Raw genomic sequence first — 17,254 nt, forward strand, 5'->3', positions numbered from 1 at the left:
GAGTTCAGGGGGCGGGCAGCCCGGTGGCGAGCCGGTGCAGCGCGTCGGTCAGCAGGGTCATGATCGAGACCGGCGGGTCGGCGCGCAGCCAGTGCTCCGTGACCACGCCGAAGGCCGCCATCACCGCGCCCGCCACCAGCTTCGGGTACATGTCGCGGGCCACGTCGGTGCCGGTGCGTTCGGCGACCGCCGCGGCGAACTCGGCCTCGCCGATGGCCGCGGCCCTGGCCATCTCGCCCTGCAGCGCCGGTTCGGCGATCATCAGGCGCAGCCCGGCGACCCACCGCTGGTCGCGTGTGTGCCGGGCGTCGCCTTCCTGCCCGAGCGCGAACCGGGCCAGCACCGCGTCGTTGATCGCCTCCCACAGCGGCCTGTCCGCCGGCTGGGCGCGCAGCTCGGCCGCGATGGACCGGGCGCGTTCGAGGTGCCGGGCGGCGATCGCCTCGCCCTTGCTGGAGAAGTAGTTGTTGAAGGTGCGGGGAGAGACGCCGACCTCGGCGGCGATGTCCTCCACCCGGACGTTCTCCAGCCCGCGCTCGACGGTGAGGCGGATGGCCGCCCAGCTCAGCGCGATGCGGGTCTCCTGCTTCTTGCGCTCGCGCAGTCCGGTGCGCTCGCCGTCGTCGGTGCCCATGCCCCGACACTACTCCACTTTGCGTGATCGGAAATAATTCCGATCCAGCAAGTTTTTTGCGACCGCGTCACGGCTTCCAGCACAGCAATGGATCGGGGTGATCGGCGAAGCCGAGCTGCCGGTACAGCGGCTCCGCCTCATGGGAGGCGGTCAGGTCCACCCGGACGGCGTCGCGGTCGCGGAACCAGTCGAGCAGGCTGAGCATGATGGCCCGGCCGTGCCCGCGCCGCCGGTGGGCGGGGTCGGTGACCATGCCGATGACGTGGCCGATCCTGCCGTTGCGGGAGTGGGGGCCGGGGAACCACTGCTCGATCGTGCCGATGCCGCAGGCGGCCAGGCCGGTGTCGCCGTCCACGACCAGGATGTGGCAGTCGGGCTCGGTGAGCTTCTGCCCGAAGACCCGGGCGAGGGTCTCGCGCCAGTCGCCGGCGGGGTTCGCGGGGTTGAAGAAGTCGCCGCCGAGGTCGTCAAAGAGCAGGGCACGGAGACGGACGAGTTCCGGAATGTCATGTTCTGTTGCTGCTCGTACCATGGCGTCCAGGCTGATGTAATGAGCTGGTGCGTCTCAACCCTTACGGCGCGGACGTGGTGAACTTCGCCGCGGAGCTGGCGAACCACCCGCCGGCCACCGCAGGGGAACTCGCCGAGCGCTGCCGCGCGGCCGGCCTGGTGCTCGAACGGCCCGTCGAACCCGCCGACCTCGACCACACGCTCGCCGTCACCGGTGAATGGATCGCGGTCGTCGACGCCGCCGACGACAAGGAGAGGGCCGACCGGCTCAACGACATGCTGGCCCGGTCGGCCGCCCATCCCCGGCTCACCGACCACGCCCACGGCTGGCACCTGCACTACCGCGACGACCGGCAGCCGCTCGGCGCGGTGCTGTTCGCGCTGATCTCCGTGGGCACCGCGCTGCACCTGGTCAACCGGGGGATGGACCGGCTCGGCCGGTGCGCCGCGACGGGCTGCGAGCGGATCTTCGCCGACACCTCGCGCACCGCGCGGCAGCGGTACTGCTCCCAGCCGTGCGCCAACCGCGACGCGGTCCGCCGCCACCGGGCCCGTCGGTCCACGCCCGCCACCTGACCGGCGGGCAAGGTCCGGTAGCCGGTGTCTCCTTCGAGCAGGACCACGGCACCACCGGTCGAGCGCCGGTCACCCCGTGCACGCCATCACGAGGTCGGGAGCACCGCCCTTGAATTGCGCTTCTCCACCAGATCGGCGATGGGCCCCTCGCTCGCGAGGTGGACGACCCCGGCCGGTTCGACCAGGCACTCCGCCTTCGCCGACGGCGAGCTGATCGGATTCGGCTACGGTCACCGCTGCTCGTCCCTGGCCGCCCTGCTCGACCGGCCGACCGGCGCGGACTTCGTCCTGAAGGAGCTGTGCGTGACCCCGGGTCATCGGGGCCGGGGTGTGGGTGGCGCCCTGCACGACGCCGTGGTCGGCGCCCCCGCTCCGGGGCCCCGCTGGCTGATCACCAACGCCCGCGCCACCGCCGCGATCGGCCTCTATCGCCGGCGTGGCTGGCAGACCGTCGCCCTCCATCCCGAGAGCGCCCAACGGCTGATCATGCGGAAGTCGCCGCGCTGATCACAGTGCCGGAGATCACGTCCCCTATTGTGTACTCATTGCTGTTGCGAGCAATATGCAATTGAGGAGGATGGGCAAGTGGGCCAGTACACCCTTCCGGACATGCCTTACGACTACGCGGCGCTGGAGCCGGCGATCACGGGCGAGATCCTGGAGCTGCACCACAGCAAGCACCACGCCGCCTACGTGAAGGGCGCCAACGACACGCTCGACCGGCTCGCGGAGGTGCGCGACAAGGGCGACTTCAGCGGTCTGGTCGGCCTGGAGAAGACCTACGCGTTCAACCTGTCGGGCCACGTCCTGCACACGATCTTCTGGCAGAACCTCTCCCCGGACGGCGGCGACCGCCCCGACGGCGAACTCGGCGACTCGATCGTGGAGCACTTCGGCTCCTTCGAGGCCTTCCAGAAGCAGCTCACCACCGCCACTGCGACCGTTCAGGGCTCCGGCTGGGGCGTGCTGGCCTGGGAGCCGCTCGGGCGGCGGCTGATCGTCGAGCAGGTCTACGACCACCACGGCAACGTCGGTATGAGCTCGACCCCGCTGCTGGTCTTCGACGCCTGGGAGCACGCCTACTACCTGCAGTACAAGAACGTGCGCCCCGACTACGTCGAGAAGCTCTGGTCGCTCGTCAACTGGAACGACGTGATCGCCCGCTTCGACGCGGCGCGCGCCTAGAACCCGCCCCGTCCGGGCGGTCGAGTGGCTGCAACCCCCCGCCCGGACGCGGCGTCCCTCTCGGACCTGTGGTCGGCGCCCATCGGGCCGAAGCGAGGGGCGGCCTGTCCGACGGCACGCGGCCGTCATTCACCCACGGCGCGCTGCGGTCCAGTTCCGTCGCGAGCCGCTGGAGGCTCCACTCTTGCGAGCGCCGCTCGTGTGGCCACTGGTGGAGGTGATCCGCGAGCGGGTGGCCTGCCCGTCGTTCGACTCTCTCAACTGGGAGGTACGACGTTGCGGGCCGGATCGGGCGGGTTTCCGGCCCGTCCCGAGGTCTGCCTCCAGGTGCAACCGCATATGAAGGCTCCTCGCCCGCCGCCTGAACGTGATCGGACGGCGAGCAGTCAGGCCGTTTCTTGTACTTGCGACAGACTTGCAATAACAAGCTGGTCGCTTTACCTTCGCTCCCGTGAAGCCCTTTCGTGTCAGGTTCGCCCGTCTCGCCCCGCTCGTCCTGATTGCCGCGTTAGGCCTCGGTGCCTGCTCCGCACCGACGGTTCCCCAGACCCCGTCGAGTGGTTCGGCGGACGACACGTTCGTCCTCGGGATCCCCTCGGAACCCGCCACCCTGAACCCCGTCCTGGGCTACGCGGTCGACGGCGGCGGGCTGATGTTCGACGGGCTGCTCAGCCGGAACGCCGACCTCACGCTCAAGCCCGCGCTCGCGGACACGATGCCCGTCACCGACGGCCAGACGGTCACCTTCACCCTGCGCAAGGACGTCACGTTCCACGACGGAACCCCGCTGACCAGCGCAGACGTCGTCTACACCTACCAGGCCGTCATGGACGAGAAGAACAACTCCAGCATCCGCGGCGACTTCGCGGCGATCGAGTCGGTCGAGGCGCCCGACGCCTCGACGGTGGTGTTCACGCTCAAGTACCCCTACGCCGCGATCCTCCAGCGGGCCACGCTGGGCGTCGTACCGAAGAAGCTGCTCGATGGGCAGAGCCTGGAGAGCGCCGCGTTCAACACCAAGCCGGTCGGCACCGGGCCCTACACCTTCGTGTCCTGGACGCCCGGCGACAAGCTCGTGGTCAAGGCCAACCCGTCATATTGGGGCGGCGCCCCCGCCATCAAGAACCTGGTCGTGGCCTACGCGGCCGACGACAACGTGCGGGCCACCCGGATGGCGGCCGGGGAGTTCGACGCGACCGTGCTGCCGCCCAAGGCCGCCGCACGCTTCGACGGCCGGCAGGGCCTGACCGTCCACAAGGTGGACAGCGCCGACTACCGGGGCGTCATGTTCCCCTTCGGCCAGCCGGTCACCGGTGACCTGGCCATCCGCAAGGCGGTGAACCTGGCGATCGACCGGCAGGCGATGGTCGACACCATCCTGGCCGGTGCGGGCGAACCCGCCTACGGGCCGATCGCGCCCGGCACCACCTGGTACAACCCGGCCATCGCCGGTTCCCCCACGCCCGACCAGGCGCAGGCCGCCAAGGTCCTCGACGACGTCGGCTGGAAGGCCGGCGACGACGGCGTGCGCGTCAAGGACGGCACCCGGGCGAGCTTCACCCTGATGTACCCGGTCGGCGATGCCCTGCGGAAGGACCTCGGCCTGGCCGTCGCCTCCGACGCCAAGAAGGTCGGCGTCGACATCGAGCTCGCCGGTCTCGACTGGGACGCGATCGAGCCGCGCATGAGCAAGGACGCCCTGGTCATGGGCTACGGCGCCCCCTACGACCCCGACTACACCAACTACGAGCTGTTCCACTCGGCCTTCGCCGGTCAGGGCTTCTTCAACCCCGGCTTCTACCAGGTCCCCGAGGTCGACGCGCTGCTCGACAAGGGCCGCGAGGAGGCCGACCCCGCCGTCCGCAAGCAGACCTACGACGCCTTCCAGCAGCGCATCAGCGACGACGCCGCCTGGGCCTACCTCGTCTACCTCAAGCACGTGTACGTGGTCCGCGGCCAGTGGACCGGCCTCGCGCCCTCCGTCGAGCCGCACGAGCACGAGACCGGTGGCCTGTTCCGCAACATCGCCGAGTGGAAGCCGGTCGCGTGACCCGTGCGCTGGCCCGGATGGCGCTCTGGCGGCTGGCGTTCACCGTGCCGCTGCTGTTCGCCGTCACCCTGGGCATGTTCGCGCTGGCCAAGGCGTCGCCGTTCGACCCGGTCAAGCAGTATCTCGGGGTCCGCGCGCTCACGACGAGCCCCGAGATGACGGCCCAGATCCGGGAGAACTGGGGCCTGGACAAGCCGGTCGCCGAGCAGTACCTCACCTGGCTGGGCAACCTGGTCCAGGGCGACCTCGGCGAGTCGCGCAGCATGCACCGGCCCGTGATCGAGGTGATCGGCGAGCGGTTCGGCTGGACGCTGCTCGCGACCGGCTGCGCCCTTGTGCTGATGCTCGTGGTGAGTCTCGCGGTCGGCGCGCTGGCGGCCTGGCGGCGCGACTCCTGGCTCGACCGCACGATCACCGGCACCGCGTACGCCAACGAGGCGGCGCCGGTGTTCTGGACGGCGCTGATCGTGATGTGGATCTTCGCGGTCAAGCTCCAGTGGCTCCCGCCGGGCGGGCTGACCGACCCGGCCGCCACCACTCTCCAGGCGGGGGACGTGCTGCACCACATGGTCCTGCCGGTGGCGGTGCTGGCGTTCTCGCAGTCGTCGTGGCTGCTGCTGTTCGTCCGTGAATCGTTGATCACCACCCTGCGGGAGGACTTCGTGCTCGGGGCCCGCGCCCGTGGCCTGCGGGAACGGACCGTGATCGTGCGTCATGCGCTGCGTTCGGCGCTGCTGCCGTTCATCACACTGGTCGGGGCGCGCATCCCCGAACTGGTCACCGGCGCGATCCTGGTCGAGACGGTGTTCTCGTGGCCGGGGGTGGCGTCGGCATCCGTACAGGCCGCGCTCGCCGCCGACTTCCCGCTGCTGGCGGCGCTGACCCTGCTGGCCACACTGGCGGTGGTGGCGGGCAACCTGATCGCCGACAGCGCCTATGTGATCGCCGACCCGCGGGTGCGGGTTCTGGGGGTGAGCTGATGAAGGCCTCGTGGAAGATCCCCGCCGGGGTGCTCGTCGTGCTCGCGCTGGCCGTGGTCGTGGTGCCGCTCGTGGTCCAGCTCGACCAGCAGCTCGTCGACCTGCGCTCCGCCAACCAGGCACCCTCGTTCGCGCATCCCTTCGGCACCGACGAGGTCGGGCGCGACGTGCTGCTCCGGGTCATCTACGGGCTGCGCGTCTCCCTGCTGATCGGCCTGGTCGCGGCCCTGGTGTCGATGACCATCGGCGCGGTCGCGGGGCTCGCCGCCGGCACGCTCGGCGGCTTCGCCGATCGGGTCATCATGAGGGTGGTGGACGGCTTCAACTCCGTACCCCACCTGCTGTTCGGCATCTTCATCGTGGCGCTGTTCTCGCCCAGTGCCACGGCGGTGGTGGTCTCCGTCGGGCTCACCCACTGGACGACCGCGGCCCGGATCGTGCGCTCGGAGGTGCTCACCCTGCGCGCCCGGCCGTTCGTCGACGCCGCGATCTCCGGCGGATCGACCCGGCGGCGCGTCGTCCGGCGGCACTTCCTGCCCCACCTGATGCCGCACATCGCGCTCGCGTCGGTGCTGATGGTCCCGCACGCCATCTGGCACGAGACGGCGCTCAGCTTCCTCGGCCTCGGCCTGCCCCCGCACCTCGCCTCACTCGGCAACATGATCAACGACGGGGCGCGTTCACTGCTGGCCGGCGACTGGTGGGCCTCGCTGTTCCCTGGTCTGTTCATTCTCGTGCCCACCCTGGCGATCTCGGCGCTCGTCCAGTACTGGCGCGACCGCACCAACCCGCGCTGGCGATCGGAGCTCCAGCTGTGACCTCCTCCCTGACCGTCCACGATCTTTCTGTACGTTTCCAGCTTCCCGGCGCGACCGTGCATGCCGTGAGCAAGGCCTCTTTCCAGGTGCGCCAGGGCGAGTGCCTGGCCCTGGTCGGCGAGTCGGGCTGCGGGAAGTCGGTGATGGCCCACGCGCTGATGGGCCTGCTGCCCGGCAACGCCACCGTGTCCGGCTCTGCCTGGCTGCGGACCGAAGGCGCGCAGCCCCTCGACCTGATCGCCGCACCGGAGAGGACACTCGCGCGCACGGTGCGCGGGCGCCGGATCGGCCTGGTCCCGCAGAGTCCGGCGTCCCACCTCACGCCGGTCCGCACCGCCCGTGCCCAGCTCACCGAGGCCCTCCGCGAGCTCGGCAGCAGGGCCTCCGCCGACGACCTGGCCGCGCGGGCCGGGCTCGACCCGGTCCACCTCGACCGCTATCCGCACCAGCTGTCCGGCGGCATGGCCCAGCGCGTCGTCAACGCCATCGCGCTGGCCGGTGACCCGTGGCTGGTCGTCGCCGACGAGCCGACCAGCGGCCTGGACCGCCCGCTCGTCGAATCGACCATGGCCGAGCTGCGGCGCCTGGCCGACGACGGCCGCGCCGTCCTGCTCATCACCCACGACCTGCGCGCCGCCGAACGGGTCGCCGACCACATCGCGGTCATGTACGCCAGCCGCGTCGTCTCCCACGCCCCGGCCGCGGAGTTCTTCGCCGGACCACGCCACCCCTACGCGGCAGGCCTGCTGGAGGCGCTGCCCTCACGAAGCTTCGTGCCGATCCCCGGACGCCCTCCTGAGCTCACCGACCTGCCTCCGGGCTGCGCGTTCCGGCCGCGCTGCGACCGGTCGACCGACGCCTGCTCGCACCTGCCCGAGGCCGGGCCGGTGGTCTGCCACCATCCTCTGGAGCACCATGTTGCGCGCTGACGGCATCACCGTCGCCTACGGCGGACAGCGGGTCCTGTGCGATGCCGACCTGGAAGTGGCACCCGGCGTCGTCACCGGACTGGCCGGGCCGAGCGGCTGCGGCAAGTCCACCCTGGCCCGGGTCATCGCCATGATGCTCCGCCCCGACACGGGCCGCCTCACGGTCGACGGGACCGAGGTCCACCGCTGGCGGCACCGCGCCCACCGCGACCTGCGCACCCGGGTCGCGCTGATCTTCCAGCAGCCCCGCCTCGCCGTCGACCCGAGGCTCACCCTCCGCGAGATCACCGAAGAGCCCTTCCACGCCACCGGCCGCCCGGTCGAGGACCTGACCGACGACGTGGGCCTCACCCCCGAACTGCTCACGCGCCGCCCCCACGAGGTCTCCGACGGCCAGCTCCAGCGCGCCTGCGTCGCCCGCGCGCTCGCCCTGAAGCCCCGCTACGTGATCTGCGACGAGATGACCACCATGCTCGACGCCTCCACCCAGGCCCACCTCGTCGCCCGTCTGGAGACCTATCGGCAGGAGACCGGCGCCGGGATCCTCGCCATCACCCACGACGAGGAGTTGCTCACGCGCTGGACGGATCCGTCCGGAGGGCCGACCGTTCGCATGTCGTGACATTCGTCGATAGCGCTCTTCGGGAGCTTCATCCGCCGGTTGCCCTCTCGTCGCATGCCCGCCGACGGCACCTGGCTGAATGTGATCGCTCGCTCTTCCGGGCGGCGACACCCTGAAGATCACGAGCTGGTCATCCAGCCGGGTTCGTCCAGGAGAACGCGTGAACATCCCCACCCGCGCGGTGGCGGCCGTGCTGCTCGTCGCGGCCGGACTGCCGGTCATGGCGGGCCTCGCCGTGCCCGCCTCCGCTCATCCTTTCGGCGCGCCGCCGACGGCGCGGATCAGCGCCACCGGAACGCAGGTGGCGATCCACTACTCCGCCAGCGCCGACGACTGGTTCGCCCTCGGCACCGCCAAGGGCGCGTTCGAAGAGCCCGCGCCCCGGCTCACCGGCGAGGAGAAACTGGAGCGCTCCCCAGCGGTCCGCGACTACCTGCTCGACAGCATCGCGGTGGCCCAGAACGGCAAGCCGTGCCCCGGGAGAATGGCGTCCCTGGTCGGCGTGACCGACAACGGCGTCGAGTTCAGCTACACCTGCGGCAAGCCGGTCGACGAACTCGACGTCACCCTGAAGGCCCTGGTCGACCTCGACGGCAACTACCGCACCGTGCTCATGTTCGACCCGCCGGTCGAGCAGGCGCAGATGCTCTTCACCTCGAAGACCACCACCCAGCACCTGAGCTTCTCCGGCCCGGGCGTCCCCGCCACCACCATCGTCGTCGCCCTCTGGCTGACCTTCGTGGTGGCCGCCGGAATCGGCGTCATGGTCGTGCTGCGGGTGCGGAGCAGGAGGAAGCCGGCATGACGGGTCTCCCTCATCGCCGCCGCGTCGGGTTCGCGATCGCTGGAAATCCGTTCATCTTCCGTACATCGGCCGGTGTTTTCGCAAAGGTTATATGCGCGATCAGGAGAGGCGCCGCAGAGAGTGCCCCGGCTGAGAGCGAGAGAACAATGTGTTCCACAACACCTGCCACGCCGTCGGCTCCGGCCGGAGCAGCGTCGTGTTAGCAGTGGACGCGCGCCGATGGCGTCGCGTCTGGGTGGTGCTGGTGGTGCTCGCCGCGCTGGTCGCCGGCCAGGTCACGACCGCGGCGCGGCCGGCGTCGGCGGCCCCGCCGACCGATTTCGTGTACGACTACACGATCCCCGGCTTCGACCGCGCGGCCGCCCAGCGGGCCTACTCCTCGTCCTACCGGACCAACTCGCTGAACGAGATCGTCGACCAGGCGTTCGCGGAGGCGGGGGAGGGCAGCCACCCCCACGGGCAGCTTCCTCCGCTGCCGCAGCTTCCGGCCAACCTGCCGGGGACGCTCCAGATCACCGACACGGGGTTCCGGATCGTCATCCCGGCGAACCAGGTGGAGGCGCTGGCGACCCAGCAGCTCACGTGGGGGCAGACGGTCCTCGTGCTGGTGGCGAGCGGGGCCACGGCCGCCGTCGCCTTCTTCGTCTGCATCGGGACGCTCAAGGCCCCCATCACCTGCAAGGCCCTGGCGGGGGCCGCCAGCGCCACCGCCGGGCGCCTGGTGTACGCCAAGTTCGCCGGACTGGACATGAGCACACCCGACTTCTGGGCGGGGGTGCTGGCCTTCGCGATCATCGGCGGGGTGTCGGGCGCGAGCCTGGAGTTCTACTCGCAGTTCAGCAAGGCGTTCGCCGAACCGGTCATGGCGGGGATCGGCAACGCGATCTGGGACGCCTACTTCTGGCTGGAACTGTGGATCCCCACCGGCCTGCGGGCCGGATACCGGGCCTCCGTCGACTGGATCCGCAATTTCCTGCGGGCGGTCGGCCGGGCGTTCCCCCGGGAGATGGACAACGCGCTCCAGGACGTCGCCTCGCGGCCCTCGCTGAGGATCATGCCGATGGGTGACTCCATCACCGTGGGCTACGGCGGGACCGGAAAGGACGTCGGCTACGTCGGTTACCGGCAGCAACTGCTGAAGCAGTTACGCGCCGACGGCCACTCGGTCGACCTCGTCGGCTCCCAGTCCTCCGGGGCGGGCCTGATCGCCGACACCGGCCACGAAGGCCACGGCGGCTGGCGGATCGACCAGCTCGACGCCATCGCCACCTGCACGATCAAGCGCTACCGGCCCAACGTCGTGCTCCTGCACATCGGGACCAACGACATGAACCGGAACAGGGACATCGAGAACGCCCACCTGCGGCTCGGCGGCCTGATCCGCAAGATCACCGACGCCGCTCCGGAGACCACGGTGCTGGTCACCGGCATCGTGACGTCGCTGGACGCGGCGATCAACGCGCGGATCGGCTACTACAACGCCCGGATCCAGGGCGTCGTCGACAACCTCGTCGACGAGGGCAAGCGCGTCAGGGTCCTCAGCATGGGCTCCATCACGCAGGCCGACCTGGTCGACAAGCTTCACCCCGGCCAGGCCGGATACGACAAGATGGGCGACCGCTTCTACAGCGCGATCAACCGCGCGCTCGCCGACCACGTCATCGCCGACCCGGTCGCCGGTTCGTCGTGTGACCTTCCCCAGCCGCCCAGCCCCTCGCAGGGCTGGAACCACGTCCAGCAGATCACCGCGGGCTACGGCTACCCGCGTGACTGGGTGCGCTTCGGCGACCTCGACGGCGACAACCGCGACGACTACCTGATCCTCCAGGACAAGGGCGAGCTCCGAGGCTGGCGCAACGGCGGCGACGGCCGGAGCTGGAACTGGTGGGGTGAACTCAACGCGGGCTACGGCTACCCCCGTGACTGGGTGCGCCTGGCCGACATGGACGGCGACGGCCGCGACGACTACGTCATCCTCCAAGACCTGGGCGAAGTGCGGGCCTGGCGGAACAACGGCGTCGGCCAGGGCTGGGGATGGTGGGGCGAGCTCAACGCGGGCTACGGCTACCCGCGTGACTGGGTCCGTCTCGAGGACGTCGACGGCGATGGCGACGACGACTACGTGGTCGTCCAGGACCAGGGCCAGCTCCGGGTCTGGCTGAACAACGGCCCGGGCCAGGGCTGGACGTGGAAGGGCGAGATCAACGCGGGCTACGGCTACCCGCGTGACTGGGTGCGCCTGGAGGACGTCAACGCCGACCGGAAGGTCGACTACCTCGTCGTCCAGGACAACGGCCAGGTCCGCGCCTGGCTGAACAACGGCATCGGCAACGCCTGGACCTGGCAGGGCCAGATCATCGGCGACGTCGGCGTTGACCGCGGCAACGTGCGGCTCACGGACGTCAACGGCGACCGGAAGGCCGACTACCTCGGCATCGGCCCCCTGGGCCAGATCGGCGCCTGGTTCAACGACCGCTACCCCGGCGGCCCGCTCCCCGGCAACCCGCCGGCGCCGGTCGACCCGCCGCCGCCCGCCAGCCCCGCGGCGGGCTGGACCGCCATCCAGCAGCTCACCGCCGGTTACGGCTACCCGCGTGACTGGGTGCGCTACGCCGACATGGACGGCGACAACCGCGACGACTACCTGGTCCTCCAGGACCTGGGAGAACTCCGCGGCTGGCAGAACCAGGGCGTGGGCCAGCCCTACAAGTGGTGGGGCGAGCTCAACCCGGGCTATGGCTATCCCCGTGACTGGGTCCGCTTGGCCGACATGGACGGCGACGGCCGCGACGACTACGTCATCCTCCAGGACCTCGGAGAAGTGCGGGCCTGGCGGAACAACGGCGTCGGCCAGGGCTGGGGATGGTGGGGCGAGCTCAACCCGGGTTACGGCTACCCGCGTGACTGGGTCCGCCTGGAGGACATCAACGGTGACGGCCGCGACGACTACGTGATCATCCAGGACCAGGGCCAGCTACGCGCCTGGCTGAACAACGGCCCCGGCAACGGCTGGACCTGGCTCGGCGAGATCTCCGACGGCTACCGCTACCCCCGCGACTGGGTGCGCCTGGAGGACATCAACGGCGACCGCAAGGTCGACTACCTGGTCGTCCAGGACGACGGCGAGGTCCGCGCCTGGATCAACGACTTCGGCGGCAAGGGCTGGATCTGGCAGGGCGGCGTCATCGGCGACGTCGGCGTCGACCGCAACAACGTGCGGCTCGCCGACGTCAACGGCGACCGGACGGCCGACTACCTCGGCATCGGCCCGCTGGGCCAGATCGGCGCCTGGATCAACAACCGCTACCCCGGCCGTCTCGAGGGCGGCATCGTGAACTGACGTACGGGAGGAAGACGGCGCGGGGGCTCGACGAGCCCCCGCGCCACCATGATCGCGGCCACCGCGTAGGCGATCGTGCCCAGCCCCGTCACATAGGCGACCGCCCCGGCCGCCGCGACGCCGAGCCACTCCCACCGCCCGTCGAGGGCGACCAGGGCGACGAGCAGCAGGGCATACCAGGAGTAGCCGGGCGTGAGCAGCAGGAACGCCGTTCCCGTCACGGTCAGCGCGCCGCTCCAGGGCCGCTCGGGGTCGCCCTTCATGATCGTGTACGTCACCACGCAGCCCATCACCACCACGACCACCGGCAGCGCCCAGGCATCGGGCACCAGCCACCGCACCAGGGCGAACCGCCCGTTGTCGGCGTCCTGGTAGCCCTCTTCGGCCGTGTAGCCGGTCAGGTAGCCGAACACCGACGCCTTCGACGCCAGCAGATAGGGCAGGTAGGCCACCGCCACCACCACCCCGGCCGGGACGAGGATCGTCAGGGCCTCCCGCGGACGACGTACACCGGAAAGAGCCCCGGGCAGGAGCAGCGCGGGGAGGAACTTCGCGGCGATCGCCGCGCCCAGGAGCGCGCCCCCGGCGGCGCGGCGCCGGGCCACGACGGCGAGACCGGCGACCGCGAGCAGGACGGCGAGCATGTCGGCGTGGGCGTTGTTGACCGCCTCGACCGGCACCGCCGGGCACCACGCCCACAGGCTCGCACCGCGCGCCCCCGCCACCCGGACCAGCAGCAATGTCGTCGCCATGGCGAGCAACAGGCCCCCGACCTGCAACGGCTTGTGGCGGGCGCCGCCGGGGGAGAGGGCGTGCACGGCCAGGAAGTACGCCTCCGACACGGGCGGATAGATCGTCGGCACCCTCGGCCGGTTGATGCGGGTGCAGCCGCCCTCCTGGAGCCACGACAGGTAGGTCTGCGAACAGACGGGTCCGTCGGGGAACAGCCACGTGTCGCGCAGACCGCTCAGCGCGGGGTCGGCCGGGGGATGGTCGTAGGGGGAGATCCCGGCGGCCTGGACCCGGCCGTCCCAGACATAGCGGTAGGAGTCGGTGCTGGTCCGGGGGACGTCCAGGAGACCGGTCGCGCCGACGGCGAGGCCACCCGCGATCACCAGCATCGCGGCGTGACGGGCCGGAACCCGCCGGAGCGACCAGGCCGCCGCCGCGAACAGTGCCCAGCACAGCGCGTACCAGGCGATCAGCCCCGCCGGATCGGCGAGCTGCCCGGCGCGGGTGATCGCGACGGTCAGCGCGGCGACCAGACCGGTCAGCAGGACGATGGCGAGTCTCACCAGCTCAGACTGGCAGCGCGCCCGCCTCGGGCGCCCGCCGCCGGGCCGGACGTCCGGGTTTCGTAAGGTGCCGCCTCCACCTCATTTGAGGTCCGGCGCGATTGCATGGGGACCATGAGACCCACGCTGAAACCCACGCTTCCGCAGTTCAGAGGCCGGTTGCACGATCCGAGGACCGCCGTGGCGATCGGCCGGTGGCTCGGCGCGGCGATCGTCGTCTGCTTCCTGACCGGGCTGATCAGCCACGTGCTCCAGCATCCGCCCGGCTGGATGACCGGATTGCTGCCGACCCGGCCGGTCTGGGGCTACCGGCTGACCCAGGGGCTGCACGTCGCGTCGGGGCTGGCGGCGATCGTGCTGGTGATGGCGAAACTGTGGACGGTCTACCCCCGCCTGTTCGCCTGGCCGCCGTTCCGGTCGGCCGCCCAGCTCGTCGAGCGGCTGACGATCGCGCTGCTCGTGGCGGCGACGGTGTTCGAGCTGTTCACGGGGCTGATCAACATCCTGCAGTGGTATCCGTGGCCGTTCTCCTTCACCCAGACCCACTACGCCGTCGGCTGGATCGTGGCCGGGTCGCTGCTGCTGCACCTGGCGGTGAAGGCCCCGCTGATCAGGGCCCACTGGAGGAGGAACCGCGCCGACGTGGACGCCGCCGACCGCAGGGCGCTGCTCGCCGGGGTCGGCGCGGCGGTGGGCGCGGTCACGCTCACGACCGTCGGGCAGGCGTTCACCCCGCTGCGGGCCTTCGACCTGCTCTCCCCCCGCAGCCCCGACATCGCCACTCAGGGGGTGCCGATCAACCGGACGGCCGCCGCCGCGCAGGTCACCTACGCCTCCGCCGACGGCTGGGCGCTGGAGGTCGCCGGGCCGCGGCCCTACCGGATCACCCTGGCCGAACTCAACGCGCTGCCGCAGCGGCGGGTGCGCCTGCCGATCGCCTGCGTCGAAGGGTGGAGCGTGAACGCGTGGTGGTCCGGCGTGCCGATCCGCGACCTGCTGGAACGCGCGGGGATCCCATCGGGGACACCGTTGCGGGTGACCTCGATGGAGGTGTGGGGCTACTACAAGATCATGGAGATGCCCGCCCAGTACGCCGAGGATCCGCAGACCCTCCTCGCGCTGAAGCTCAACGACGAGGTGCTGTCGCTCGACCACGGCTATCCGGCACGGATCATCGCGCCCAACCGGCCGGGCGTGCTCCAGACCAAATGGGTGTCCCGACTGGAGGCGTTGTGAGAATTACCCTGGGCGCGGCGGGGGTCGCGCTGATCGCGGTCGGGCTGTTCTTCCTGCTGCCGCTCCCCGGCCTGTGGGGTGTCGTCGTCTGGTTCGGCGGGGCCATCGCCCTGCACGACGCGATCATCGGGCCGCTCGTGCTCCTGGCCGGCCTGCTGGTGGCGCGGCTGCCCGACCGGGCGGTGGTGCGCGGGGCGCTGATCACGATGGGTGCGCTGATCCTGATCACGCTGCCCGTCCTGCTTCGCCCCGGCCCCGCGCCCAACCCGACGGTGCTCGCCCAGCCCTACGGCCTCAACCTGCTGATCTGCCTGGCGGTAGTGGCCGTGATCGCGGTCGTGCTGGTGCTGGTCCGGCGGCGGCGCTGACCAGCTCGACGAAGCACCGCCCCGCGGCCGACCACTCGTCCGCGGGTGACCAGCCCGCTTCACGGGCGTGCCGCCCGAGTGCCTCCCGGCCCGCCCGCGCCCAGGGGAACGGCGAACCGAGACCGCCCCGGCCGTCGTCGAGGCACACGAGGTGGCGTTCGTCCACCTCCACGGGGTCGGTCTCCACGATCAACCGGCCGTGCGGGGCGGTCAGGTCGGCCAGGCGCCGCAGCAGTATGACCGGGTCGCCGCCGATGCCGATGTTGCCGTCGATGAGCAGGGCCGTCGTCCAGCGGCCCTCTCCCGGGAGCGGCTCGAAGACCGACCGGCACAGCGCCATGCCGCCCCTTCGGCGCGTTCCGGCGACGGCCGCCGGGCTGACGTCGACGCCGAGGGCGCGGTGGCCGTGTTCGGCCAGGGCGGCGACCAGACGGCCGGGCCCGCAGCCGACGTCCAGGACCGTGCCCCGGCACCGGGCCAGCACCGACCGGTCGGCGGCGTCGGTCCCCGCGCACCAGCGTTCGACGTCGAGCGGGAACCGGCCCCCGTCCGCGCGGCGCAGGAACAACGGGCCGCGCCCGGCGCGCAGGGCGAGGGCGTAGGGATCGTCGTGCCAGGTCACCGCATCGCCGCCGACATGGCCAGGTGTGTTTCCGCGAACCGGGTCCAGGGCGCGCGTGCGGCCACTTCGCGGGCGTCGGCGGCGGTGTCGACGTCCCGCAGGGCGGGGAGTTCACCGACCCGCAGGTGCCGCAGCCGCTCGCGTTGCGCGGCACCCGTGTGCGGCACCGACATCGGCACGCCGAGCAGTGGCGCCGGGTCGGGGTCCTTCAGGCCGAGGGCCCAGAAGCCGCCGTCGTCGGCCGGGCCGAACCAGGCGCCGTACCGGCCGAAGTCCAGGGCGGGTTCGAGCAGGTCCACGGTGACCTGCGGGGTGTCCATGCCGATCAGCAGGGCCGGGCCCTCGCAGGCGGCGAACGCGGCGGCCAGGCGTTCGTCCAAACCGCCCCCGCACTGGGGCCGGACCTCGAAGCCCGGCGGCAGCCACGGTCCGGGGGAGCCGTCGAGTACCAGCACGTGCCGGTCGGCGGGCGTCGCCGCGGCGACCGCGAGCGTGTCGGCCAGTGATGCCTCGGCGAGCGCCGCCGCCTCCGACGGCGTGAACGGCGGGGTCAGCCGCGTCTTCACCCGTCCCGGCACCGGCTCCTTGGCGATCACGAGGAGGGTCGTCATCGGGCCAGCACCTTCCGCATGTCCATGACCGCCTGGAACGTTCCCTTCCAGGTGCCGGTGACCTTGGACTTCCCGCTGCGGGGCAGGTAGGGCACGTCGACCTCGCGGATCCGCCAGCCCTCGTCGGCGGCGCGCACCACCATCTCGAGCGGATAGCCGCTGCGCCGGTCGGTCAGCCCCAGCTTGAGCAGCGGCTCCCGCCGGGCCGCCCGGAGAGGGCCGAGGTCCCTGAGCCGCAGTCCGGTGCGGCGCCTCATGAGGTGCGACAGCGCCCGGTTCCCCGCACGGGCGTGCGCGGGCCACACCCCGCGCTCGGTGGGCCGCCGCCGCCCCAGCACCAGGTCGTCGCCTTCTCCGAGCCTCTGGACGAATCCCGTCAGCAGCCCCGGATCGAGCGACGCGTCACAGTCACAGAAACAGACGATCTCCGCCGTCGCCGCCACGAGCCCCGCATGGCAGGCCGCCCCGAATCCGCGCCGCGCCTCGGGCACCACCGTCGCCCCCAGCGAGCGGGCGATCTCCGCCGACCCGTCGGTCGACCCGTTGTCCACGACCAGCGCCCGCCAGCCGGGCGGGATCCGTTCCAGCACCCACGGCAGGGCCTCGGCCTCGTTCAGGCAGGGCAGCACGACGTCCACTGTTGGTTCGATCACACTTGACACCGTAGGAACAC

General features: G+C 71.3%; 18 protein-coding genes. 12 read left to right on the forward strand and 6 right to left on the reverse strand.

Translation table 11 applies throughout. From position 1 onward, the window contains the following. Positions 1 to 4: 4 nt before the first annotated feature. Both ACYQ78_RS06705 and ACYQ78_RS06710 read right to left on the reverse strand, forming a co-directional pair. Positions 5 to 634, reverse strand: a complete 630-nt coding sequence (locus tag ACYQ78_RS06705; protein ID WP_459799834.1) for an acyl-CoA-like ligand-binding transcription factor — start codon at positions 632 to 634, stop codon at positions 5 to 7. A gap of 67 nt (positions 635 to 701) precedes the next feature. Then, positions 702 to 1,166 (reverse strand): GNAT family N-acetyltransferase, encoded by a 465-nt coding sequence (locus ACYQ78_RS06710; RefSeq protein ID WP_459799835.1) that lies wholly within the window; start codon positions 1,164 to 1,166, stop codon positions 702 to 704. 26 nt (positions 1,167 to 1,192) lie between these two features. Here ACYQ78_RS06710 and ACYQ78_RS06715 point away from each other — a divergent pair, with 26 nt between their 5' ends. From ACYQ78_RS06715 to ACYQ78_RS06760, 10 genes are all read left to right on the forward strand, one after another. Further along, a complete protein-coding gene (locus ACYQ78_RS06715) occupies positions 1,193 to 1,720 on the forward strand; it encodes a CGNR zinc finger domain-containing protein (RefSeq protein ID WP_459799836.1) in 528 nt (175 codons plus the stop codon). A 138-nt stretch (positions 1,721 to 1,858) separates the two neighbouring features. Then, a complete protein-coding gene (locus tag ACYQ78_RS06720; RefSeq protein WP_459799837.1) occupies positions 1,859 to 2,227 on the forward strand; it encodes a GNAT family N-acetyltransferase in 369 nt (122 codons plus the stop codon). A 78-nt stretch (positions 2,228 to 2,305) separates the two neighbouring features. Next, positions 2,306 to 2,905, forward strand: coding sequence for a superoxide dismutase (locus ACYQ78_RS06725; protein ID WP_459799838.1), 600 nt, complete (start codon positions 2,306 to 2,308; stop codon positions 2,903 to 2,905). Between the two features lie 451 nt (positions 2,906 to 3,356). Continuing rightward, complete coding sequence (locus ACYQ78_RS06730; RefSeq protein WP_459799839.1) at positions 3,357 to 4,955, forward strand: ABC transporter substrate-binding protein; 1,599 nt, start codon at positions 3,357 to 3,359, stop codon at positions 4,953 to 4,955. Further along, positions 4,937 to 5,935, forward strand: a complete 999-nt coding sequence (locus ACYQ78_RS06735) for an ABC transporter permease (RefSeq protein WP_459799840.1) — start codon at positions 4,937 to 4,939, stop codon at positions 5,933 to 5,935. The genes ACYQ78_RS06730 and ACYQ78_RS06735 overlap by 19 nt, the downstream gene beginning before the upstream one ends. Then, positions 5,935 to 6,753, forward strand: coding sequence for an ABC transporter permease (locus tag ACYQ78_RS06740; RefSeq protein WP_459799841.1), 819 nt, complete (start codon positions 5,935 to 5,937; stop codon positions 6,751 to 6,753). Before ACYQ78_RS06735 ends, ACYQ78_RS06740 begins: the two co-directional genes overlap by 1 nt. Then, a complete protein-coding gene (locus ACYQ78_RS06745) occupies positions 6,750 to 7,682 on the forward strand; it encodes an ABC transporter ATP-binding protein (RefSeq protein ID WP_459799842.1) in 933 nt (310 codons plus the stop codon). The genes ACYQ78_RS06740 and ACYQ78_RS06745 overlap by 4 nt, the downstream gene beginning before the upstream one ends. Further along, positions 7,669 to 8,304 (forward strand): ABC transporter ATP-binding protein, encoded by a 636-nt coding sequence (locus ACYQ78_RS06750; protein ID WP_459799843.1) that lies wholly within the window; start codon positions 7,669 to 7,671, stop codon positions 8,302 to 8,304. Before ACYQ78_RS06745 ends, ACYQ78_RS06750 begins: the two co-directional genes overlap by 14 nt. A gap of 160 nt (positions 8,305 to 8,464) precedes the next feature. Beyond that, on the forward strand, positions 8,465 to 9,109 hold the full coding sequence (locus tag ACYQ78_RS06755; protein WP_459799844.1) for a hypothetical protein: 645 nt from the start codon (positions 8,465 to 8,467) through the stop codon (positions 9,107 to 9,109). A gap of 196 nt (positions 9,110 to 9,305) precedes the next feature. Further along, positions 9,306 to 12,449 carry an FG-GAP-like repeat-containing protein gene (locus ACYQ78_RS06760; RefSeq protein ID WP_459799845.1) on the forward strand — a complete coding sequence of 1,048 codons (3,144 nt, stop codon included), beginning with the start codon at positions 9,306 to 9,308 and terminating at the stop codon, positions 12,447 to 12,449. Here the strand turns inward: ACYQ78_RS06760 and ACYQ78_RS06765 are convergent. Continuing rightward, positions 12,413 to 13,744 carry a glycosyltransferase 87 family protein gene (locus tag ACYQ78_RS06765; RefSeq protein WP_459799846.1) on the reverse strand — a complete coding sequence of 444 codons (1,332 nt, stop codon included), beginning with the start codon at positions 13,742 to 13,744 and terminating at the stop codon, positions 12,413 to 12,415. The genes ACYQ78_RS06760 and ACYQ78_RS06765 overlap by 37 nt on opposite strands. A 114-nt stretch (positions 13,745 to 13,858) precedes the next feature. Between ACYQ78_RS06765 and ACYQ78_RS06770 the strand changes: the two genes are divergently transcribed. Both ACYQ78_RS06770 and ACYQ78_RS06775 read left to right on the forward strand, forming a co-directional pair. Continuing rightward, positions 13,859 to 14,980, forward strand: coding sequence for a molybdopterin-dependent oxidoreductase (locus tag ACYQ78_RS06770; protein ID WP_459799847.1), 1,122 nt, complete (start codon positions 13,859 to 13,861; stop codon positions 14,978 to 14,980). Further along, positions 14,977 to 15,348, forward strand: a complete 372-nt coding sequence (locus ACYQ78_RS06775; protein WP_459799848.1) for a hypothetical protein — start codon at positions 14,977 to 14,979, stop codon at positions 15,346 to 15,348. Before ACYQ78_RS06770 ends, ACYQ78_RS06775 begins: the two co-directional genes overlap by 4 nt. On the opposite strand, the gene ACYQ78_RS06780 is transcribed toward ACYQ78_RS06775, so the two are convergent. Genes ACYQ78_RS06780 through ACYQ78_RS06790 form a run of 3 tightly spaced genes read right to left on the reverse strand, consistent with a single transcriptional unit; the run spans position 15,275 to position 17,234 of the window. Next, positions 15,275 to 15,970 (reverse strand): class I SAM-dependent methyltransferase, encoded by a 696-nt coding sequence (locus ACYQ78_RS06780; protein WP_459799849.1) that lies wholly within the window; start codon positions 15,968 to 15,970, stop codon positions 15,275 to 15,277. The two genes, ACYQ78_RS06775 and ACYQ78_RS06780, sit on opposite strands and share 74 nt — an antisense overlap. Continuing rightward, the gene (locus tag ACYQ78_RS06785; protein ID WP_459799850.1) at positions 15,967 to 16,581 is read right to left on the reverse strand and encodes a TIGR04282 family arsenosugar biosynthesis glycosyltransferase; all 615 of its coding nucleotides are present in this window, start codon (positions 16,579 to 16,581) and stop codon (positions 15,967 to 15,969) included. Before ACYQ78_RS06785 ends, ACYQ78_RS06780 begins: the two co-directional genes overlap by 4 nt. Then, complete coding sequence (locus ACYQ78_RS06790) at positions 16,578 to 17,234, reverse strand: glycosyltransferase family 2 protein (RefSeq protein ID WP_459799851.1); 657 nt, start codon at positions 17,232 to 17,234, stop codon at positions 16,578 to 16,580. The genes ACYQ78_RS06785 and ACYQ78_RS06790 overlap by 4 nt, the downstream gene beginning before the upstream one ends. Positions 17,235 to 17,254: the final 20 nt, after the last annotated feature.

The organism is Herbidospora sp. RD11066, assembly GCF_054661255.1.